The sequence below is a fragment of the Dehalococcoidia bacterium genome, assembly GCA_035310145.1.
Lineage (GTDB): Bacteria > Chloroflexota > Dehalococcoidia > CAUJGQ01 > CAUJGQ01 > CALFMN01.
Window position 1 is genome coordinate 12,774 of sequence record DATGEL010000054.1, and the last position, 19,342, is coordinate 32,115.

Consider the following 19,342-nt stretch of genomic DNA (forward strand, 5'->3'; position numbering starts at 1 on the left):
TCCGGGGGTACCCGCGTGAGCGCCAGCCGGCGGCAAGCAGCGATCAGCACCTGGGCCTGGTTGAAGCGCTTTCGCCGGCCGGGCGTCTGGCCGCTGGCACTGCTCGTCGCCGGGCTGCCGCTGCTGCTGGCGGGCTGGACCGCCGCCGCCGCCGCCCGTTCCGGCAGCCTGCCCGCAGAAGGCGGCACGCTGACCGAAGGCGTCGTCGGTCCGGCGCCGCGCACGATCAACCCGCTCTTCTCCGACAGTCCCAGCGAACGCGACCTCGCCGCGCTCGTCTTCTCCGGCCTCACGCGGCCAGGTCCGGACGGCAATCCGCAGCCCGACCTGGCGGAAAGCTGGGTGGTTTCGACCGACGCCACCAGCTTCACCTTTGTCCTGCGCCGCAACGTGCTCTGGCAGGACGGCAAGCCCGTCACCGCCGAAGACGTACTGTTCACGCAGCAGGCGTTCTCCGCGCCGGGTGTGAAGGCCGATCCGTCGATGGCTGAGGTCTGGCGCCGCGCTCGCGTGCAGGTGCGCGACCTGTATACCGTGACCTTCCAGTTCGACGCCTCGTTTTCACCCTTCCTCGCCTACAGCTCCGCCGGCATCCTGCCGAGCCACATCCTCGGCGGTGACACACCCCAGCAGTTGATCAACGACCCTTTCAACCAGCATCCGATCGGCACCGGACCTTTCAAGCTCACCGCCCTCTCCGCCGGCGGTGCGAAGCTGCGGCGCAACGATGCCTACTACCTGGCGCCGCCGTACTTGAAAGGCATCGCGCTGCGCTTCCTGCCGGACGGCGGCTCGCTGCTGCAGGCGCTCGAGCAGAAGCGTCTCGACAGCGGCCTGCTGCCGCCGCCGTTGCTGCCCGAGGATCTCGACCGCCTGCGTGCGTCGGGTAAGACCTTGATCGGCGGCCTGCGCCCGGCGTACAGCCTGGTCTACCTCAACCTCAACAGCGCCCAGTTCCAGGATCCGGTCGTGCGCCGCGCCCTGAGCATGGCGACCGACCGCAACACCCTGACGCAGGCGATCATGGACGGGCAGGCGACGCCGGCAGACGCGCCGCTGCCGCCCGGCACCTGGGCCGGGGCGGACACCAGCGGCACGGCAGATGTGAACGGCGCCAGGGCCCTCCTGCAGGCGGCCGGCTGGCAACCCGGCCCCGACGGCGTGCTGCAACAGAAAGGGATCACCCTTAGCTTCGCGCTGCAAACGACGAACGACTCGCAGCGCACGGCGCTGGCCAACGAGCTGGCGCGCGAGTGGCGTGCGATCGGCGTCGAGGCGCGCGTGCAAACGCTGGCCGAAGGCGACTTGCTGCAAAACGTGCTGCTGCCGCATAAGTACGAGGCCGTGCTCTACGGCTGGGATCCCGGCCCCGACCCGGACCCCTTCCCAGCCTGGCACAGCTCGCAGCGCGGCGAAGAGGGGCGCAACCTCAGCAACTACGCCAGCCCCCGCGCCGACCAGTTACTCGAGGCCGCCCGCCTCACGGCCGACCCCGACCAGCGCGCCGCGATCTACGGCGCCTTCATCGACTTGTTCCGGCAGGACGTGCCGGCCGTGATCCTCTTCTTCCCGCGCTACGTCTACGCCGTGCCGCAGTCGCTCGCGGGCGTTCACCTGAGCCTGCTGAGCAGCACCGCCGACCGCTTCGCCGACGTCGAGGAGTGGTCGCTGGCCGCGCGGCGCCGCTGATGCCGCCGGCCCGCCCGCTGATCAGCTTCCTCAGCGATTTCGGCCTGCTCGATCCATACGCAGGCACGGTAAAGGGTGTGATCCTCGGCATCTGCCCGAACTGCGCGATCGTTGACGTCACGCACGCGGTGACGCCACAGAACGTCTCGGAAGCGGTCTTCCTCGCGCGGCAGGCGTGGCCGTACTTTGCCGACGGCGCCGTGCATCTCGCGGTGGTCGATCCCGGCGTGGGCACCGAGCGTCCGGCCGTTGCTCTGCGCACGCCGCGGGGTTACGCGGTGGGGCCGGACAACGGTGTGCTCAGCGCCGCGCTGGACGGCGCGGTGAGCGGAGAGGAAGCCGGCGGCGTCGAACCGCGCCTTCTATCCGTACCCGGCGGCTGTGAGGCGCGGGAGCTTCGCTCCGATCGCGTGATCCGCGGCGGGCCGAGCGCGACCTTCCACGGGCGGGACATCTTCGGCCCGGCGGCCGCCTGGCTCGCCACCGGCTTCCCCTTCGCCGAGCTGGGGCCGAAGCTGGAGCGTGTGTGGTATTTGCCCGTGGCGCGGGCGCAGAGCACCGCCGCCGGCCCGCGTGGCGTCGTCGTGCACGTCGATCGCTTCGGCAACCTGATCACCTCGATCCGCGCCGCCGATCTGCCGTCGGGAGTGGCCGCCGTGGCGGCGGCGGGGCGGCGTCTGCCGCTGGTGCGCACCTACGGCGACCAGCGCGAGCTGTGTGCGCTGATCGGCAGCGGAGGCTATCTTGAGATCGCCCTGCCCAACGGCAGCGCCGCCGACGCACTCGCAGCCGGCGTCGGCCTGGAAGTGAGCGTGCCGGCGCCATGAACCCGCACGAGATCCGCACGATCTTCATGGGCTCGCCCGCCTTCGCCGTGCCGGCGCTGCGGGCGCTGGTCGAGGCCGGCTACCCGATCGTCGCGGTCTACGCGCAGCCCGACCGGCCCGCCGGCCGCGGCCGTGCCCTGGTGGCGCCCGAGGTGAAGCGGGTGGCGGCGGAGTACGGCCTGACGGTGCTGCAGCCGGAGCGGCTGCGCACCGCCGAGGCGCGCGAGCAGTTGCAGCAGCTGCGGCCCGACCTGATCGTCGTCGCCGCCTACGGCCAGATCCTGCGGCCGGCGGTGATCGCTCTGCCGCGCTTCGGCTGCCTCAACGTGCACGCTTCGCTTTTGCCGCGGCACCGCGGCGCTTCGGCCGTGGCGGCGGCGATCCTGGCGGGCGACGCCGAGAGCGGCGTCTCGATCATGCAGATCGATCCGGGCATGGACACCGGCCCCGTGCTCGGCCGGCGCAGCACGCCCGTGCTGGATGGCGACACCACCGGCACGCTGGCCGATCGTCTGAGCCGCATCGGCGCCGAGCTGCTGATCGAGACGCTGCCCGGCTGGATCGCCGGTCATTTGCGTGCCGTGCCGCAGGACGAGTCGCACGCGACGCTGGCGCCGCCGATCGCCAAGGAAGACGGCACGCTCGACTGGACGAAGCCGGCGCTCCGGCTCTGGCGCGAGGTGCGGGCCTACTATCCCTGGCCGGTGAGCAGCACGCGCCTGCGCGGCGAGCCGCTGCAGATCCTGGAGGCCTGGCCGCTGGGAGACACCGCGCCGGGCGCCACGCCGGGTACGGTGCTGACGTTGCCGGTGGACGCCGCGCTTAGCGATGAGCAGCGCGGGCAGGCGGCGTTCGCGGTGGCCACGGGCGCGGGCCTGCTGGCGCCGCTGCGCGTGCGCCGCGCCGGCCGCGGCGCCGCCTCGGCGGCGGAGTTCGCCCGCGGAGCGCGCGAGCTGCTCGGCAGCGTGCTTGGCTGAGCCGATTCAGCGCGCTTGCAGCGAAGCGAAGACCGGCTGATACACTCCGTTCGATGACAGCACGTGCGTTCTGGGACCTCACGCCGGCCGATCTGCGCGAGCGCCTTGCGGAGCTTGGCGAGCCGGCCTACCGCGCCGACCAGCTCTGCCGCTGGGTGTATCAACGCTTCGCCCGCGGCTACGAGGAGATGACGGACCTGCCCGCGCGCCTGCGCGGCCGGCTCGCGGTCGAGCTGCCGCTGGCGACGGCGCCGGTGCTCGCCGAGCAGTACTCGCGCGACGGCAGCACGCGCAAGGCGCTGCTGCAGCTCGACGCCGGCACGTCGGTCGAGTCGGTGCTGATGCAGTACGACCCGACAGAGCAGAGCCGCGCCCGCGCCACGGTTTGCGTCTCGACGCAGGCCGGCTGCGCGATGGGCTGCGTCTTCTGCGCCACGGGCCAGCAGGGCTTCCTGCGCAACCTGGCGACGAGAGAGATCGCACAGCAGGTGATGCACTTCGCCCGCGAGCTGCACAGCAGCGGCGAGCGCCTCAGCAACATCGTCTTCATGGGCATGGGCGAGCCGCTGGCGAACTACGCGGCGACCCTGCGAGCGGTGCGTATCCTCAGCGATCCACTGGCTTTCGCCCTCGGACAGCGCCGCATCACCGTCAGTACCGTCGGCCTGGTGCCGCAGATGCGCCGCCTCGCGGCCGAAGGGCTGCAGATCGGGCTGGCCGTTTCGCTGCACAGCCCGGACGACGCCCTGCGGCACGAGCTGGTGCCCACGGCGCGTACCTCGATCGCCGAGATCCTCGCCGCCGCTGACGAGTACACGGTCGGGACCGGCCGCCGCTACTCCGTCGAATACGCGCTGATCGACCGCACGAACGACAGCCTGGCGCTGGCAAAAGATCTCGCCGTCTTGCTGCGCGGCCGGCCGTGCCACGTCAACCTGATCCCGTTGAATCCCACGGCGAACGGCCGCATGCGGCGCCCCTCGCGCCAGCGTGTGCTCGCCTTCGAGCGGGTGTTGCGCGAGGGCGGCGCCAACGTCACCGTGCGTGTGGAGAAGGGCGTCGAGATCGCCGCGGCCTGCGGTCAACTGCGCGGCGAGCAGAGCGGCCGCCGCGCCGCCGTTTGACCGGTTGCCAACCGCCCGGATACCATGCCTCGCACGATGAGACGACGCGCCACACCCCTGCTCCTGTTGCTTGTTTTGATAACGAGCCTGGCCCTGGTCCGCAACGCGCCGGTCCTGGCGCAGGCGCCGGATGGCGGCGCCGCCGCGCACGTGATCGTCTACTGGGGCAACGTCAACGCGCCGTTCGACCCGAACAACCCGCTTGGCCTGGCGCCGGTGCTGATGTTCTCCAACCGCGCCGATATCGCCACCTTCACCCTGGAGCAGTACTTCAAAGGCCCGCCGCCGGAGATCGCTGCCGCCGGCTTCTTCCCCGACGTGGACACCGGCGCGATCAGCGACGGCAAGGTCTTCACGATCGCGCTGGATAACGGCGTGGCCACGGTGGACATCGTGCAGCCCATCAGCTTCTTCGGCGACCTTTCCCAGGGACGCATGGCCATGGCGATCACCTGGACGCTGACGCAGTTCAAGACGATCGACAGCGTCACCATCCTGCTCAACGGCCAGCCGCTCGACGGGCTGCGCTGAGCCTCGCTTCCGGAATGCAGCACCATGGCACAAGGCACTGGAGTTCCGCATCATGCCGGCTGATATGCAACGGCTGCTGGTCGTGATCGCGCACCCCGACGACGAATCCTTCGGCATCGGCGGCACCATGGCGCGCCTGCGCCGCGCAGGCTGGCCGGTCACCCTGCTCTGCGCCACGCGCGGCGAAGTGGGCGAAATCAGCGATCCGATGCTGGCGACGCCGGAGACGCTGGGCCAGGTCCGCGAGCGCGAGCTGCGCGAGGCCTGCGCCGTGCTCGGCGTCGAGGACGTGCGCTTTCTCGACTTCCGCGACTCCGGCATGGCCGGCACGCCGGAAAACGCCGACCCGCGCGCCCTCTGCAACGCCGCCCCGGCCGCCGCCGTCGAGGCGATCGCGGCGCAGATGCGCGATGTGCGGCCGAGCCTGGTGATCACCTGGGATCCGAGCGGCGGCTACGGCCATCCCGATCACCTGGCGGTGCATCGCCACGCCACCGCGGCCTTCCAGCGGGAGGCGGCGCGGCTGGACGGGCCGCGGGCGCTGTACTACATGGCGCTGCCGGTGCACCTGTTCGAGCAGATGGAGGCCGAGCTGCGCAGCCAGGGCATTCAGTTCGGCAGCGACGACCTACGCGAGGCGGCGCGCGATCTGCCGCGCCTCTCCGTCACCACCGAGATCGACGTTTCCGGCCTTGAAGAGCTGAAGGTGGAATCGGGCCGCAAGCACGCGACGCAACTGCCGCCGGACATGCCATTCGACCGCCTTTCGCCGGAGCTGCGCCGCGCCTTCCTCAGCGTCGAGTATTTCCACCGTGTCGTGCCGCACTGGCACGACGGTGACCCGATCGAGCACGAGTTTGTCCCGGCCGCCGGCTCAGGCGGCGCCTGAAGGCCGTGTGTGGCGGCCGGTGAAGGATACAGGGCGATGCGCAGGAACCACGGCACGGGCCGGCCGCTGGAGGCGCAGGTCGGCTTCAGTCGGGCCGTGCGCATCGGCAACGTGATCGAGGTCTCCGGCACGGCGCCGACCGCGCCCGACGGCTCGACGATCGCGCCCGGCGACGCGTACGCGCAGGCGAAGGCGATCTTCGCGATCATCGAGCGGGCGCTGGCGGAACTCGGCGGCTCGCTCAGCGATGTTGTGCGCACGCGCCTGTTTCTCACCAACGCCGCCGACTGGCAGGCGGTCGGCCGCGCCCACGGTGAAGCGTTTGCCGCCGTGCGCCCGGCCGCGACGATGCTGGAGATCGGCCGCCTGCTCGACCCCGAGTGGCTGGTCGAGATCGAGGCGACGGCGGTTGTCGGCGAAGCGTGACGGGACCGCGGCCATGAGCGCAGAAATAGCTACCGCGAGGGATGGACACGGCTCCCCGGCGTGGTGAGATACCGGCACTCGGCCGCGCGTAGGCCGGCATCCGTCTGTCCTGATGCCGTAAGGTCATTCTGGCCGCGAACGGCGTTCGCGCCCGGTCGAGCAGGGGGGAGCAACGCGATGATGAGCGCACGGAAGCCCGAGGCGGAGCTCATCGCCGAGGCGCTGCAGACGGGCCAGCTCAGCGTTCCCGATGAGCACGGCTTCCACCATGAGCTGTACGCCGCCTGCCCGACAGACGATTCGCATGTGGCCCCGGCGCGGACCATCTGGAAGCGCGACGCCTCCGGCCGGCACATCGACCAGCTGGAGTTCCACTGTCCGCGCTGCGGGCATACGTGGCAGGCGGCTCGCGCCGAGCTGCACCTGCGCTGATTCCCGCGCCTCCGGCCGAGCCGGCGCCTGCCCGCGGCCGCCTCAGAAGCCGCTGGCCACACCGTGCGCGTAGGGGTCGGCGCCGCCGCGCAGCTCGCCCGTGTGCGGCTGGCGCGTGATGCCCGCCGGCCGGGCGAAGTGGCCGGGGTGGAAGTCGGCCCGGCGCAGGACGAAGCGGTGGCCGCGGCGCTCCAGTTCCGCGATCACCGCCGGATCGACGCGCTCGTCGATGCCCGTCTCCGCCGCGCTGCTGTCGATGAACGGCCCGGAGACCGCGTCCTGGATGCCGCGGCCGTGATCGAGCACACTGAGCAGCACCTGCGTCACCGTGTCGAGGATGCGGCGCCCGCCCGGCGCCCCGGCCACCAGCACGACTTCGCCGTCGCGCACAACGATCGCGTGCGCCATGCTCGATGCCGGCCGTTTGCGCGGCGCGATCGAGTTGGCCGTGCCGGGCCGCGGGTCGAAGAGTGTCATCGCGTTGTTCAGCAGCACGCCGGTGCCCGGCACGGCGACGCCGCAGCCCCAGGCCGAGGTCAGCGTCTGCGTCACCGCCACGGCATTGCCCCGCCTGTCCACGGCCGAGAGGTGCGTGGTATGCGCCTCGGGTCCGTGGTTGCCGGCCGGCGCGACGGCGGCGCCTGCTCCGGCGATGGTGAGCAGGTCGCCGGGCGTGGCCTCCGTGTGGCGACGCGCGTCGATCGTGGTACGGCGGACGGCGGCGTACGGCTTGCCGGTCAGCACTGCCCAGGGCACGTCGCGCACTTCGGGGTCGCCGAGGTATTCGAGACGGTCGGCGTGGCTGCGGCGCATCGCCTCGATCGTCAGGTGCAGCGTCTCCGCCGAGTTGAAGCCGAGCGCGCCGAGCTGCCAGCCTTCGAGGATGTTGAGCGTTTCGAGCTGGAGGGCGCCGCTCGCCGGCCCCGGCAGCGCCACGATGCGGTCGCCGCGGTAGCTGCCGGTCAGCGGCTCGATGACCTTCGCCTGGTACTGTGCCAGGTCGGCCTCGGAGATATGGCCGCTGGCCCGTTCCATCTCGGCCGTGATCGCCCGCGCCGTCGGGCCGCGGTAAAAGCCGTCCGGTCCCTCGGCGGCGATCCGGCGCAGCGTCGCGGCCAGCTCCGGCTGGCGCAGCAGCACGGGCGCGGCGGCTGCGGGCGCCCAGGGCCGTCCCTCGTCGAGGAAGATCGCCGCGCTCGCCGGGAAGCGTTGCAGCAGCTTGAGGTTGACGGCAAGCGAGAGCGTCAGCGGCCACTCCACCTCCACGCCCTCTTCGGCCAGGGCGATCGCCGGCTCCAGCAGCGCCGCCAGCGGCCGCGTGCCGAAGCGATCGCGCGCCGCCGCCAGGCCGCTCGCCAGGCCGGGCACGGCGGCGGCGCGCGGGCCGCTGTAGTTCGCGTCGTCCTTCACGCCGACGAAGCCCTGCGCGTCGGCGTGGAAGTCGGGCGTCAACTCGTACATTGTCTCGTGCGCGGCCAGCGGCGCCCGCACCTGGTAGTCGACCACCGCCTCGCGGCCGTCGGCCAGGCGCACCGTCATGAAGCCGCCGCCGCCGAGGCCGCTCATCATCGGCTCGGCTACGCCGGTGGCGAAGCACATGGCGACCGCGGCATCGACCGCGTTGCCGCCGTCGCGCAGCACGCGCAGGCCCGCCTCGGCTACGGCGGCGTGCTTGGCCGTGACCATGCCGCCCGTGCCCCGCGCCTCCGTGCGGGTGACGACGCGGCTGGTCGTGCTCTGCGTAGCGCGGACGTCCTGCGTGGCGGTCATTGTGCGCTCCTCGGTTCCCAACGCTTTCCGGCCAGCGGGGTGCCGGCGCCAGTCTACCATTCGCCGTGTGCGATCGCCGCCGTCCGGGCCGGGGCGCGCGTCACGCTGAGGCCGCGCAACGCCAGCAGGGCGCAGCCCGCCATGCCGGCGCTGGCCGCGCAGATGAGGACCATGCCCGCGTAGGCGCCGTGTTCCACAAGCAGCAGCCCCAGCAGCCACGGCCCGGCGAGGCCGCCGATCGAGCCGGCCGCTGCCAGCAGCCCCGAGACGGCGCCCGCCTGCGCCGCGAACTCGCGCGTGGCGACGGCGAAGGCGAGCGGCCAGACCGGGCCGAAGGCGAGGCCCAGCAGCATGATCTCCACGGCGCCGCCGCTGCGCCAGCCGGCCCCCGCGAACAGCAGCGCCGAGAGTGCCAGCGAGGCGAGCGACACCGCCGCCAGCAGCGCCGGCTCGCGCAGCCGCTTCAGCACGGCCGGGCTGAGCGCCCGCCCGAGCATCAGGCCCAGCCAATAACCCGAGGTGACGATCGACGCCGCGGTGTCGCCCACGCCGCCGCGATGCAGATAGGTGAACGTCCAGTTGCCGAGGCCCACTTCAAGCGCAACGTAGAGCGTGATCAGCAGCGCCAACCACCAGAACAACGGCCGCCGCAGAGCGCCGCCCAGCCCGCCGCCGTGCACCGCGGGCGGAGCCGCGCGCCCCGGCACACGGAGCGAGAGCAGCACGGCGATGGCGCCGATCTGGCTGGCCGACACCAGCCAGAGGACGTAGCGGATGTCGCCCAAAAGGCCGAGCGAGGCCGCGGCCAGCGCCGGACCCAGCAAGGCGCCGACGCCGAAGAAGACATTGAGCCGGTTCAGCGCCGCGCCGCCCTCGTGCGGATACAGCTCAGCCAGCAGCACGTGGTAGCCGACCACGAGCACACTGTCGCCGACGCCCATCAGCACGCCGCTCGCCAGCACCTGCGGCCACGATCGGGCGAGCGACAGGCCGAGGCAGCCGCCGGCGTGCACCGCGCAGCCGAAGATCAGCAGCGGCCGGCGGCCCAGGCGGTCCATCGCGCGGCCGGCCACGGGCGACATCACCAGCCCGCCGGCGAAGATCGCGGTGAGCACGGTGCCGGCCTGCGCCAGCGGCATCTGTGCCCGTGCGGCGATCGAGGGCAATCCCGGCCCGATTGCGCTGATGTAGGCGCCGATCAGCACGAAGCCGAAGTAGCCAGCCCAGGTCAGCCGCCGGATCTGCGAGGGAAACATAGCCCCATGCTAGAGGCCCTGCGCCGGGGAGCGCCATCGCGGCGGTCCTGACCGGCGCAGCCAGTCCTGGCGTCGCGGGCGAAACCGTGCACTGAGGGTCAGCGCGCGGCAGGAGCTGGCAGGCCGTGCGCGTCCTGACCGCAGGCGTTCTGCGGGTCGTAGCCGCACATGCTGCGCTCGATGAACTGGCGGATCAGCGCCTCGTCGGCCGAGCCGGGGCCGAATGCGCGGCCCGGCCTTGTTCGAACCGCCGCCGCAGGCCGCCAGGAGCAGCGCCCCGGCGAGCGCGGCGGGCAGGGCGAGGTGCCGTGCGCTCGTACGCGGGCGCTCAGGTGCTCTCAGCGCGGGAACTGCCACAAGCCGCTCGCCGGCTGTTCGGCGGCCAGGCGCCACTGCGGCAGGGTGATGTCCTCGAGATCGAGGAACGTGACCTCGACGCGCTTGCCGATGGCGACGTTCTCTTGCTTTTCGGCGTTGAAGTTCGGGTCGACGAGGTTCATGACGACGCGCAGCGCCTCGTCCGGCGTCGGCTCGCCGCGCTGCTCGTCCAGCTCGACCAGCACGATCGGATACGGCGCCCACTCGCGGAAGCCGGGCTGAATCGCCTGGCAGACGATCTGGTAGCTGTAGATCGTGCCCTTGCCGCTCACCTCCTGCCAGTGCCATTTCAGACTCTGGCACCAGGGGCAGGCCGGCCCCGGCTCCCAGCGCAGGCGGTTGCAGGAGTCGCAGGCCTTCATCGCCAGGCGGTGGCGGCGTGCCGCGTCGAAGTAGCCCTGGTTTTCCAGATCGTTGGGCGCAACCTGCAGTTGCATGCCACGGTACTCGGCCATGTCGCCTCACCCCCTGCCCCCCTCTCCAGCAGGGCTGGAGAGGGGGAATTGAGGAATGTTTGATTGGAAGCGGGAGGGGCCGCTCCGCAAAAAGGGCCCGCGCGGTGCGTCGGGAAAGGTTGGCCTTCGGCGGCTCGCGGCTGGCGCCGCGACCGGCCGTTCACTGATGGCCCCTACCAGCGGTTTATCCCCGCCGCATGATTAACGCGCTGCCGGTGGCGGGGTTGGCCCAGGCCATGTTCATCGCGATCTTCGGCTCGCGCACCTGGCGGCAGTGGCCCTCCGAGTAGTCGTACGTGTGCTCGCCGTTGCGCCAGTTGGGGCAGTAGTCGTCCGCCTGCCAGCGCAGTTGGCGCACGTTCTCGATCACCAGGTTCATGCCGTGCGTGTACGCCTCGCAAAGGTGGCCGCCGCTGGTGTTGTTCGGCCGCTTGCTGCCCAGCTCCAGGGCGCCGCTGGCGACGAACGGGCCGCCCTCGCCCTTCTTACAGAAGCCGTACTCTTCCATCTGCAGCATCGTGGTGAAGGTGAAGGCGTCGTAGCAGCCGGTCACGTCGATGTCGTCGTGCGAGACATCGGCCATCTTGAAGATCATCGGCGCGGCGTAGTAGCCGGCGACGCGCGTGATCGGGCCGTGGACATAGTGCATGTCGGCGCGCGGCTTGCTCACGCGGCCGACGACGCCGAGGATATGCGCCGGCCGCTGGCGCAGGTCGCGCGCCCGCTCGGCCGAGGTCACGATGATGCAGGTGGCGTTGTCCGTCTCGACGCAGCAGTCGAGCAGGTGCAGCGGCTTGGTGATCCAGCGCGAGTTGAGCACGTCGTCCACCGTCACACGCTGCTTGTAGAAGGCCCTGGGATTGTTGCTGGCGTGCTTGCTGCCGGCGACCTTGACGGCGGCGAGCTGCTCGCTGGTGGTGCCGTACTCCATCATGTGGCGCATGAAGGTGAAGGCGAAGTTCTGGCCGGCGCTCATCCAGCCGTAGGGCATGCGTAACAACTGGCTTTCGCGCGGGGTGGCGCGGGCACGGGCGCCGGTGCCGCCGATGCGCACTTCGCTGTAGCCGTTCATCGCGCGAAAGATGGCGACCGTGTTGCACATGCCGCCTTCGATCACGCCGCGGGCGATGCCGATCAGCGCCTCGGTGCTGGAGCCGCCGCCGGAGCAGTCCATGTAGAAGTTGAGGCGGATGCCGAGATCGCCGGACACGGCGGTCGAAGTCGTCGAGTCGCCGCCGTGATAGCTGAGCATGCCGTCGATCTCGCCGGGGCCGAGGCCGGCGTCGTCCATCGCGTTCTTCAGCGCGGTGACGGCGAGCTGGCGGGTCGTGCAGCCGGAGTTGCGGGTGTACGGCGTCTCGCCCACGCCGACGATGCAGTAGCGGTCGCGCATATCGCTCACGATCGGCTCTCCTGGCGTGTTGCCGTCCGCGCTGCTGCAGGCCGGCACTGACGGTTGTACCACAGCCGGCGTCGACGCGGGGCCGTATGTGACGCCGCCCATTCGCTCAAGCGCGGCGGCTTACCTATACTGAGTGCGTCGCCGCCGAACCCCTGGGCGCGGCGATGTCGGCGCGCGATACGCTCGCGTCCCAGCCGGGAGACGCACCCCGTTCTCCCCTCGCAGGCGAACGGCTTGCCATGAGCGAAGAGAGGCTGCCCGCTGAGCACACTTCCGACGGCGGCGAGGGCGAGATCGACGAGCGCCCGCAGCGGCGGCGGGAGTGGTCCGGCCCGCTGCGCAGCGTGGGCCTGCCGCTGATCGTGGTGGCGCTGATCGTCGGCGCGGTCTGGTATCTGCAGAAGGACCACGGCGGCGGCGCCAAGCCCGCATCGGGCACCGGCGTGCTGGCGCTGGACGCGAGCCGCAACCACACCGGCCAGCCACCCTCCGCCGAGAAGGGCCGCGCCGCGCCGGACTTCCGCCTGAACACGCTCGACGGCAAGAGCGTGCGGCTCAGCGACCTGCAGGGCAAGACGGTGCTGATCAACTTCTGGGCCACCTGGTGCGCCCCCTGCCGCGAAGAGATGCCGGAGATCGTCAAGGCCTACAATGCCAACCACGCCAATGGCTTCGAGGTCGTCTCGGTCGACGAGCAGGAAGACCCGGCCACGGTGAAGAAGTGGGTCGATGCCTTCCAGATCAGCTTCCCGGTCACGCTCGACACCTCCGGCCAGGTGGGGCAGACGTTCCGCGCCGGCACGCAGTTCCCCACCAGCCTCTGGCTTGACCCGAAGGGAGTGGTTACGGACATTCACTACGGGCCGATGAGTGAAGACTTCATCAACCAGCACCTGAGCGGACTGGGGCAGTGAGCGAGCGACCTGGTTCAGCTGATGCGCGGGGCGGGCCCTCACCCCTGGCCCCTCTCCCAATCCTGGGCGAGGGGGAACGTTGGCCCTGTCGTTTCCTTGCCTATTCCCTATTCCCTGTTCCCTGTTCCCTCCGCGGAGCGGCGCATGGCTAACGTCGTTGCCGCACGTGGCCGGGCGCGGGTCTCGTTTCCCTTCGATCCATTTCGCATCGTCTTCCGTCTGCTGACCTCGGTGCGCGTGGCGCTGCTGCTGATCGGCTTCGTCGTGCTCGGCGCCTTGCTCGGCGTGATCTTCCCGCAGGCGCCGGACGAAGTGCGGGCCTCGGCCCAGGCGTATGCCGCCTACACCGAGTTCCAGCGCACGCGCTACGGCGCCTTCACCGACGCGATGCGGCACCTGGGGCTGTTCGAGGTCTTCCACTCCTACTGGTTCAACGGTCTGTTGTTCGTGGTCTTGCTCGCCGTGGCCGTCTGCACGGCCAACCGCGTTCCGCCGATCGTGCGCAACGTGCGCCGGCCCGTGCGCCGCGTGAACGACCGCTTCTTCACCTCGGCCCGCCACCGCGCCGAGTTCGTCACGCCGGCCGAGCCGGCGTCGGTCGTCAAGGCGCTGCGCCGGCAGCATTACCGCGTCCAGGTGACGGAGCGCGACGGCGCGACGTACCTGTTCGCCGACCGCTTCGGCTGGGCGCAGTTCGGCACGTTTGTCTCGCACCTCTCGCTGATCCTGTTCATGTCCGGCGCGATCGTGACCAAGCTCGTCGGCTTCAGCGTCGATCTGACCATTCCGCAGGGGCAGACCGCCCCGGTCTTCCCAACCATCCATGCCGGGCAGATGCAGGTGCTGAACCGGAGCGCGGGCGACACGCCCGACGCCCATGGCAACCCCACCCGCTACTTCAGCAACCTGGCCGTGTTCCGCAACGGCAAGCAGATCTGCGCCGGCACCAGCACCGTCAACAACCCGATGCACTGCGCCGGTTACACGCTGCACCAGACGACCTTCTCCGGCGACGGCGCCGAGCTGCGCGTGCGCGATCTGAAGACGGGCCAGGTGGTGTATCAAGAGGTGAGCCAGATCGGCTCCGAAGGCTCCGCGCCCAACCCGCACCTCGTCGTGCGCGACGCCAGCGGCGCATCACTCTTCGACGACAACGTGGTGCTCGTGCCCTTTGATCAGCAATCGCTGTTCGCGCTGATCCCGCTGCAGCGCCCCGGCGCGGCGAAGCCGATCCCCGTGCTGCTGGCCGCGACCCAGGGCTTGAGGAATGCGTGGACGGTCGCGGTGCACCATCCTGCCGGTGCCGACCCAGGCGACGCGGCTTTCGATCTGACGCTGCAGCCGGGGCAGAGCGGCGAGGCGGGCGGCTTGAGCTTCTCGATCCCGACGCTGGGCAGCGTGCCGCTGAGCGTCGTGCAGGGCATTCCAGGTGTCTCGCAGGCGGCGATGCTGCAACTTGCGCACGCCAACGACGGCACGCCGTACCTCGATCTGCTGGACATGGGCGGCCAGGGCGCGGACGCGGGCAGCGCGGCTGCCGACCCGGCGGACCCCACGCAGCAGCCCTCCAGGCTCGACCTGCAGCCGAACGCGCCGCAGACGATGAACGGCTACGAGTACACCTTCCTGGGGCAGCGCACGATCACCGGCATCACCGTGCGCAAGGACCCCGGCTCGACCTTCATCTGGGTGGCGACGGCGCTGATGATGATCGGCCTCGGCGTGACCTTCTACCTGCCGCGCCGTCGCCTGTGGGCGAAGATCACGCCGCAGCGCACCTATCTGGCCGGCGTGGCGGACTGGATGGTCAACTTCTCGGCGGAGATGCGCGGCATCGGCGTGGCCGCCGGCTCACCCGACGCGCCGGCGCTGGCCGCGCAGGCGGAATGAGGGCGCGCGGCCCCGTATTGCGGGTCGCGTTTGCCTTGCCCGAGCCGCCCTCCAGCCCCGACAATGAACGCGCCGGGCGGGCGGAGCGTGGCCCGGCGGTGAGGTTTGGCAGAAAGGCCCCGCGTTGAACTTGCTCTACATCAACATCAACATCGACCCGAACATCGGCACGTTCGGGCCGTTCCAGATCACCTGGCACGGCGTCTTTACGGCCGTGGGCATCGCCGTGGCGGTAATTCTCGTCGCCTACTTCGCCCGCCGGCGCAACCTGCTGGAAGACGACATTTACAACATCGCGCTGTGGGCGGTGCCGGGCGGCATCGTCGGCGCCCGCCTGCTCTACGTGATCGAGCACTTCGACACGTTCAAGAACGACATCGGCAGCGTCTTCTCCGTCAACGAGGGCGGCATCTCCATCTATGGCGGCATCATCGGCGGCGCGCTGGTCGGCTTCGCCTACGCCCGCTGGAAGCATCTCGCCATCCGCCGCATCTCCGACGCGGCGGCGCTGGGGCTTTCGGTGGGCCTGGCCGTGGGCCGCATCGGCGACTTCATCAACGGCGAGCACTGGGCCAAGGCGACGAGCCTGCCCTGGGGCTTCTGCTACACCAACCCGAACACGCTCAACGGCGACCCGCACACCAACACGGCCGCCATCTGTGGCTCGATCTCGCAGCACCCACTCAACCCGCCGGCCGTGCATCCCGTCGCCGGCGTCTACGAGCCGCTGACGCTGCTGGTGATCTTCGGTGTCCTCTGGTATCTCTACCGACGGCTCAACGTCGCTGGCTACGTGTTCTGGGTCTTTGTGCTGCTTTACGCGCTGATGCGCTTCGCCTACTCGCCCCTGCGCCTGAACGAGACAAAGGCCGACGGCGTCAGCGTGCCGCAGATCATCGCGCTGGGCACGGTGGTCTTCGCGATCGCGGCGCTGTTCGTCGTGCGGCGTATGGCCCAGCGTGACCCGGAGCACTCCGGCGTGATGGAGCCGCCGCGGCCGCAGGCCGCACAGGCCGCCGCCCTGCGCCAGCGAGCACGGCCCTCATAACCCCGCCTTCTCTCCCATACACCAGGGTGTGGGAGGACGGCTACCTACGAAGAGCAGATGGGAGGGAAGGGCGAAGCTGTGGAGAAGGCGCAGGCCGGGCGCGGCTGCCTGCATCTAGCTGTGCTCAACGCCGGCGCCTCGAGAGCATCGGATCGTCGATTTGACTCGGCCGGCGCCGCCGTGTGGTGGGTGGACCGAACTCGAACACAGATCTCGGGGCGGCGTCGAGATGGCACCGCCCCGTTCGTTCATCAGAGGATCGCGCCAGGGCCAACGCACCTTATACGGAAGAGGTAGGCAGTCTGGCAGGCTCCGAGGGACCGGACGCTGGTCTGGAAGGCACCGCTGGTGCCGTCTGTGCGCCGGGCGGGGAGCCAGCAGGTTGCCGACCCGCCTGCTCCCTGCGTCGAGCGGACGAAGCGGCCCCCGCGGCGCAGCCGCGTCACCATCGCACGCGGCGCCGTGCTCCGCGGCGTCGCGTCCTGGGACGAGATCGCGGGCGTTGGCGAGACGCGCCAGCACGGGTGCGCCGGCTGCCGCGACCTGCCCCACGGCATCCCGCGCACGGCACGTGCAAGCGCGTCTTCACCGCCAGCGACCCCTGCGCCTTGCGGACCGGTTTCCTCTCCTTAGGGCCGATCGGGCGTTCTCAGCACCCGATCGGTCTGCCTTCTATACCTACAGCATCCTCGTAATCACGACTAATCTTAACAGTTATAGGCTGACAGCACCCTGCTAATCCCTACTCTGTGCTACACTGGTGCTATGATGGCAACCATGACCGACGAACCCTTGCTCACCATTCCCGAAGTCGCCCAGCGGCTCCGTCTGAACCCGGAGACGGTGCGGCGCTGGCTGCACGACGGTCGCATGCGGGGCTACCGCATCGGCAGCACGCGGGCCGGATGGCGCATCCCGGAGTCGGAGATCCGCCGCGTGCTCACCGAGGGCACCACACGCCCGGACGGTGCCTGATGGTGACGAAAGCCGAGCTGCACGAGGCGATTGAGCAGTTACTGGAGCCGGCACTGCCGGCGTTCCTGAGGGACTCGCCCCTGGCGGACCCGGAACCGGATGAGCTGGAAGCCATCGCGGGGCTCGATCGCGGCGAGCCCCGCATCAGCAACGAGGAGCTTGCGCGTGCGCTCGGCCGGTGAGAACCGTCATGGGGAAGAGGTAGGCCAATGAACGGCACAGGATTCGCGCGCGGGAGCTGGTCCGGGCCAGCGATGCCGGCGAACATCGTACGGTTTCCTGCCAGCAGCTCGGCGCCAAGCGCCAGCGGCACCGGGCCAGCCGCCGTATGGCTCGTCAGCGGCGTCGTGCTCCTCGGCGTGCTCGCCGTTGGCGTCGCGATCGACATCGCCCTGCGCCTGACTCAGCGCGCCCCCGCCAACGACGCGGACCACGATTCGCTCGCCAACGTGCCGGTCGACGATGAGGCCGAGACGCCGGAGGAGGCAACCGCCGCGGCGGAAGGGTACGCGGCGCTGGCCCGCGGCGAGGTCGTGCCCTGGGAGGAGGCCCGGCAGAGCTTGGCGGGCACGAACGGCGCCGCGCAGCCCGCGCACCCCGCGTGAGCCGGGCCAGATGGCGACTGCAACTCACCCGCCCGGCCGAGAAGGCGATGGCCGCGATGCTCGCCCAGGACCGCCCGGCCTTGGAGGCCCGGTTGGAACTGCTCGCGGCCGATGCGACCGAGCGGCTGAACATCCTGAAGGTGCAGGGCAAAGAAGGTGAGTTCCGGTTGCGCTCCGGCGGCTGGCGGGCAGGCTTCACGCGCGATCCCAGGACGCGCACGGTCACGGTGATCTGGGTCGAGCAGCGCAAGGACGCGTATTGAGCGATGGTTACGCCCCGTTTAGCCGCTATCCAAGATCTCCGCATTCGCCCCTGTCTGCCGCCACGCGCCCCACAGCCGGTGAGAGCGGCGCTGAGCGTCGGCGGCATAAACGGGCGTCGAGTGGCTGTGCATGACAGAACGGCGCTGTCCGCCGACCATGATCGTCACTGGAGCGAAAGCGGGAGCGAGCTGTCGCGAGGACGCGGGCCGGATCGCACAATAGGGATTCCGTCGAGCTAGTGCTGAAGGTTGCGGTGACGGGAGAACATGCGCTTGGCTGGAGAAGACTCCGCCATCTACCTGCACCCCCCGCCGAATCCACACCTGCTCAAGTGGATGCTGTTCGTCGATGGTGAGAACTTCACTCTCCGGGCGCAGGAGTTCGCCAAGCAGGATGGCTTCACCTTGCCCCCGGCCCCTACCACGAGCCAGACGTGTTCGTGTGGCTGCTCGGCCAGCAAGCCACGCTCAACCTCTCGCAGGTTGCACCGACGCCCCTGCAGCCGCATCCGCTGCGCGCGTACTACTACACGACCGCCACGGGCGACACGCAGCGCCTCGAGGGACTGCGTTGGCCCAGAGCATCGCCCCCGTCTCTTCCATACAGCCCTCGATCCGAAGCAGATCTCGGCGCCAACGTGTATGGGAGAGACGGGGGTCGGGGATTATGCGGGCCGTTCCGGCCTACTGCGCGGCCGGCGTGGCGGTGGCGTTCGGACGTGCTCCGTGGCCGCCGCGCGGACCGCGAAAGGCGAAGCCCCCGAAGGGCAGCGGCCCGCGGCCGTTCTTGATGCCGTTGACGATGTCCGTCGCCTGCTGCTGCGTAATCGTGCCGGCGCTCACCGCGCTGCTGAGGCAAGACTGTACCGCATCACCCACCGCATTGCGCAGATCCTGCTCGGTCTTGCCCTTCGCGGAGAGGATGTCGCTCAGCTTCTTGCCGCTCTGCAGGTCGCTGCGGATCTGATCGGGTGTCTCGCCGGTCACGCTCTGCACGGCCTGCTGGATCTGCGTCTGGCAGCCCTGCAGCGCGGTCATGGCGCCCCTGGCCCCGGCGCGCTCGAAGCCGCCGATGCCGATCGGAAACTGGCCGTTGGCGATCGCCTGCTTCGCCTGGTCGCCTTCGGCCTGCGTGAGCTGGCCGCTCTGCACGGCCTTGTCGATCTCCTGGTTCGCCGTCGTCTTCAGCGCCGAGTCGAGGGTGGCGCGGTCGATGTGCAGGTTCGCGGCCAGGTCGTTCAGGAACTGGTCGACGCGCTGGCTCATCTGCGCCTTGCGCTGGGCGCCCGCGGCCGGTGTGGGCGAGGCCTGGGCAGCGGCGCCGCTGCCGCCGCCCGTCTGCGCCATGGCGACGCCGCCAATCACCGCGGCGCCCAGGGTGACCACGCCGGCGACCGCACCGAACACCGCCCAGCGTCTCGTGCCGTTAAACATTGCCTCCGTCTCCTCGAGCTGCGCCAGGTTGCGCCGTGCCTCCCGTCCCTGCGTGAT

20 protein-coding genes are annotated in these 19,342 nt (G+C 70.4%); 15 read left to right on the plus strand and 5 right to left on the minus strand.

The window, feature by feature from the left end:
- The first annotated feature begins 15 nt into the window (after positions 1–15).
- The 8 genes from VKV26_11075 (at position 16) to VKV26_11110 (ending at position 6,895) form a co-directional block, all read left to right on the plus strand.
- Complete coding sequence (locus VKV26_11075) at positions 16–1,689, plus strand: peptide ABC transporter substrate-binding protein (GenBank protein HLZ70431.1); 1,674 nt, start codon at positions 16–18, stop codon at positions 1,687–1,689.
- Complete coding sequence (locus VKV26_11080) at positions 1,689–2,516, plus strand: SAM-dependent chlorinase/fluorinase (protein ID HLZ70432.1); 828 nt, start codon at positions 1,689–1,691, stop codon at positions 2,514–2,516. Before VKV26_11075 ends, VKV26_11080 begins: the two co-directional genes overlap by 1 nt.
- Positions 2,513–3,493 (plus strand): methionyl-tRNA formyltransferase, encoded by a 981-nt coding sequence (fmt, locus tag VKV26_11085; protein HLZ70433.1) that lies wholly within the window; start codon positions 2,513–2,515, stop codon positions 3,491–3,493. Before VKV26_11080 ends, fmt begins: the two co-directional genes overlap by 4 nt.
- Before the next feature lie 53 nt (positions 3,494–3,546).
- A complete protein-coding gene (gene rlmN, locus VKV26_11090; GenBank protein HLZ70434.1) occupies positions 3,547–4,617 on the plus strand; it encodes a 23S rRNA (adenine(2503)-C(2))-methyltransferase RlmN in 1,071 nt (356 codons plus the stop codon).
- 75 nt (positions 4,618–4,692) lie between these two features.
- On the plus strand, positions 4,693–5,148 hold the full coding sequence (locus VKV26_11095; protein HLZ70435.1) for a GerMN domain-containing protein: 456 nt from the start codon (positions 4,693–4,695) through the stop codon (positions 5,146–5,148).
- Between the two features lie 52 nt (positions 5,149–5,200).
- Entirely contained in the window at positions 5,201–6,037 is an 837-nt protein-coding gene (locus VKV26_11100) for a PIG-L family deacetylase (protein ID HLZ70436.1), read from the plus strand.
- Between the two features lie 36 nt (positions 6,038–6,073).
- Entirely contained in the window at positions 6,074–6,463 is a 390-nt protein-coding gene (locus VKV26_11105) for a RidA family protein (protein HLZ70437.1), read from the plus strand.
- Positions 6,464–6,640: 177 nt separating this feature from the next.
- A complete protein-coding gene (locus VKV26_11110) occupies positions 6,641–6,895 on the plus strand; it encodes a hypothetical protein (protein ID HLZ70438.1) in 255 nt (84 codons plus the stop codon).
- Positions 6,896–6,937: 42 nt separating this feature from the next.
- Here the strand turns inward: VKV26_11110 and ggt are convergent, their stop codons facing one another.
- From ggt to VKV26_11130, 4 genes are all read right to left on the minus strand, one after another.
- Complete coding sequence (ggt, locus tag VKV26_11115) at positions 6,938–8,665, minus strand: gamma-glutamyltransferase (GenBank protein ID HLZ70439.1); 1,728 nt, start codon at positions 8,663–8,665, stop codon at positions 6,938–6,940.
- Positions 8,666–8,718: 53 nt separating this feature from the next.
- Positions 8,719–9,921, minus strand: coding sequence for an MFS transporter (locus VKV26_11120; GenBank protein HLZ70440.1), 1,203 nt, complete (start codon positions 9,919–9,921; stop codon positions 8,719–8,721).
- A gap of 338 nt (positions 9,922–10,259) precedes the next feature.
- Positions 10,260–10,754 carry an OB-fold domain-containing protein gene (locus VKV26_11125; protein HLZ70441.1) on the minus strand — a complete coding sequence of 165 codons (495 nt, stop codon included), beginning with the start codon at positions 10,752–10,754 and terminating at the stop codon, positions 10,260–10,262.
- Positions 10,755–10,938: 184 nt separating this feature from the next.
- Positions 10,939–12,156 carry a hypothetical protein gene (locus tag VKV26_11130; protein ID HLZ70442.1) on the minus strand — a complete coding sequence of 406 codons (1,218 nt, stop codon included), beginning with the start codon at positions 12,154–12,156 and terminating at the stop codon, positions 10,939–10,941.
- Positions 12,157–12,395: 239 nt separating this feature from the next.
- Between VKV26_11130 and VKV26_11135 the strand changes: the two genes are divergently transcribed.
- The 7 genes from VKV26_11135 (at position 12,396) to VKV26_11165 (ending at position 17,851) form a co-directional block, all read left to right on the plus strand.
- Positions 12,396–13,070 (plus strand): TlpA disulfide reductase family protein, encoded by a 675-nt coding sequence (locus VKV26_11135; protein HLZ70443.1) that lies wholly within the window; start codon positions 12,396–12,398, stop codon positions 13,068–13,070.
- 144 nt (positions 13,071–13,214) lie between these two features.
- Positions 13,215–14,960, plus strand: coding sequence for a cytochrome c biogenesis protein ResB (locus VKV26_11140; protein ID HLZ70444.1), 1,746 nt, complete (start codon positions 13,215–13,217; stop codon positions 14,958–14,960).
- 124 nt (positions 14,961–15,084) lie between these two features.
- Entirely contained in the window at positions 15,085–16,008 is a 924-nt protein-coding gene (lgt, locus tag VKV26_11145) for a prolipoprotein diacylglyceryl transferase (protein ID HLZ70445.1), read from the plus strand.
- Positions 16,009–16,785: 777 nt separating this feature from the next.
- Complete coding sequence (locus VKV26_11150; GenBank protein HLZ70446.1) at positions 16,786–16,983, plus strand: helix-turn-helix domain-containing protein; 198 nt, start codon at positions 16,786–16,788, stop codon at positions 16,981–16,983.
- Positions 16,983–17,165 carry a hypothetical protein gene (locus VKV26_11155; GenBank protein HLZ70447.1) on the plus strand — a complete coding sequence of 61 codons (183 nt, stop codon included), beginning with the start codon at positions 16,983–16,985 and terminating at the stop codon, positions 17,163–17,165. Before VKV26_11150 ends, VKV26_11155 begins: the two co-directional genes overlap by 1 nt.
- Before the next feature lie 27 nt (positions 17,166–17,192).
- Positions 17,193–17,588, plus strand: a complete 396-nt coding sequence (locus VKV26_11160) for a hypothetical protein (GenBank protein ID HLZ70448.1) — start codon at positions 17,193–17,195, stop codon at positions 17,586–17,588.
- A gap of 47 nt (positions 17,589–17,635) precedes the next feature.
- Positions 17,636–17,851 carry a hypothetical protein gene (locus tag VKV26_11165; GenBank protein HLZ70449.1) on the plus strand — a complete coding sequence of 72 codons (216 nt, stop codon included), beginning with the start codon at positions 17,636–17,638 and terminating at the stop codon, positions 17,849–17,851.
- A gap of 684 nt (positions 17,852–18,535) precedes the next feature.
- Here VKV26_11165 and VKV26_11170 read toward each other — a convergent pair.
- Positions 18,536–19,285, minus strand: coding sequence for a hypothetical protein (locus VKV26_11170; GenBank protein HLZ70450.1), 750 nt, complete (start codon positions 19,283–19,285; stop codon positions 18,536–18,538).
- Between the last annotated feature and the right edge of the window lie 57 nt (positions 19,286–19,342).

Excerpts from the sequence above, each read along its gene's own strand:
- VKV26_11080 (HLZ70432.1), top strand. The coding sequence starts at position 1,689 with ATGCCGCCGGCCCGCCCGCTGATCAGCTTCCTCAGCGATTTCGGCCTG.
- fmt (HLZ70433.1), top strand. The coding sequence starts at position 2,513 with ATGAACCCGCACGAGATCCGCACGATCTTCATGGGCTCGCCCGCCTTC.
- rlmN (HLZ70434.1), top strand. The coding sequence starts at position 3,547 with ATGACAGCACGTGCGTTCTGGGACCTCACGCCGGCCGATCTGCGCGAG.
- VKV26_11100 (HLZ70436.1), top strand. The coding sequence starts at position 5,201 with ATGCCGGCTGATATGCAACGGCTGCTGGTCGTGATCGCGCACCCCGAC.
- VKV26_11105 (HLZ70437.1), top strand. The coding sequence starts at position 6,074 with ATGCGCAGGAACCACGGCACGGGCCGGCCGCTGGAGGCGCAGGTCGGC.
- VKV26_11110 (HLZ70438.1), top strand. The coding sequence starts at position 6,641 with ATGATGAGCGCACGGAAGCCCGAGGCGGAGCTCATCGCCGAGGCGCTG.
- ggt (HLZ70439.1), bottom strand. The coding sequence starts at position 8,665 with ATGACCGCCACGCAGGACGTCCGCGCTACGCAGAGCACGACCAGCCGC.
- VKV26_11120 (HLZ70440.1), bottom strand. The coding sequence starts at position 9,921 with ATGTTTCCCTCGCAGATCCGGCGGCTGACCTGGGCTGGCTACTTCGGC.
- VKV26_11125 (HLZ70441.1), bottom strand. The coding sequence starts at position 10,754 with ATGGCCGAGTACCGTGGCATGCAACTGCAGGTTGCGCCCAACGATCTG.
- VKV26_11135 (HLZ70443.1), top strand. The coding sequence starts at position 12,396 with ATGAGCGAAGAGAGGCTGCCCGCTGAGCACACTTCCGACGGCGGCGAG.
- VKV26_11140 (HLZ70444.1), top strand. The coding sequence starts at position 13,215 with ATGGCTAACGTCGTTGCCGCACGTGGCCGGGCGCGGGTCTCGTTTCCC.
- VKV26_11150 (HLZ70446.1), top strand. The coding sequence starts at position 16,786 with ATGACCGACGAACCCTTGCTCACCATTCCCGAAGTCGCCCAGCGGCTC.
- VKV26_11155 (HLZ70447.1), top strand. The coding sequence starts at position 16,983 with ATGGTGACGAAAGCCGAGCTGCACGAGGCGATTGAGCAGTTACTGGAG.
- VKV26_11160 (HLZ70448.1), top strand. The coding sequence starts at position 17,193 with ATGAACGGCACAGGATTCGCGCGCGGGAGCTGGTCCGGGCCAGCGATG.
- VKV26_11165 (HLZ70449.1), top strand. The coding sequence starts at position 17,636 with ATGGCCGCGATGCTCGCCCAGGACCGCCCGGCCTTGGAGGCCCGGTTG.
- VKV26_11170 (HLZ70450.1), bottom strand. The coding sequence starts at position 19,285 with ATGTTTAACGGCACGAGACGCTGGGCGGTGTTCGGTGCGGTCGCCGGC.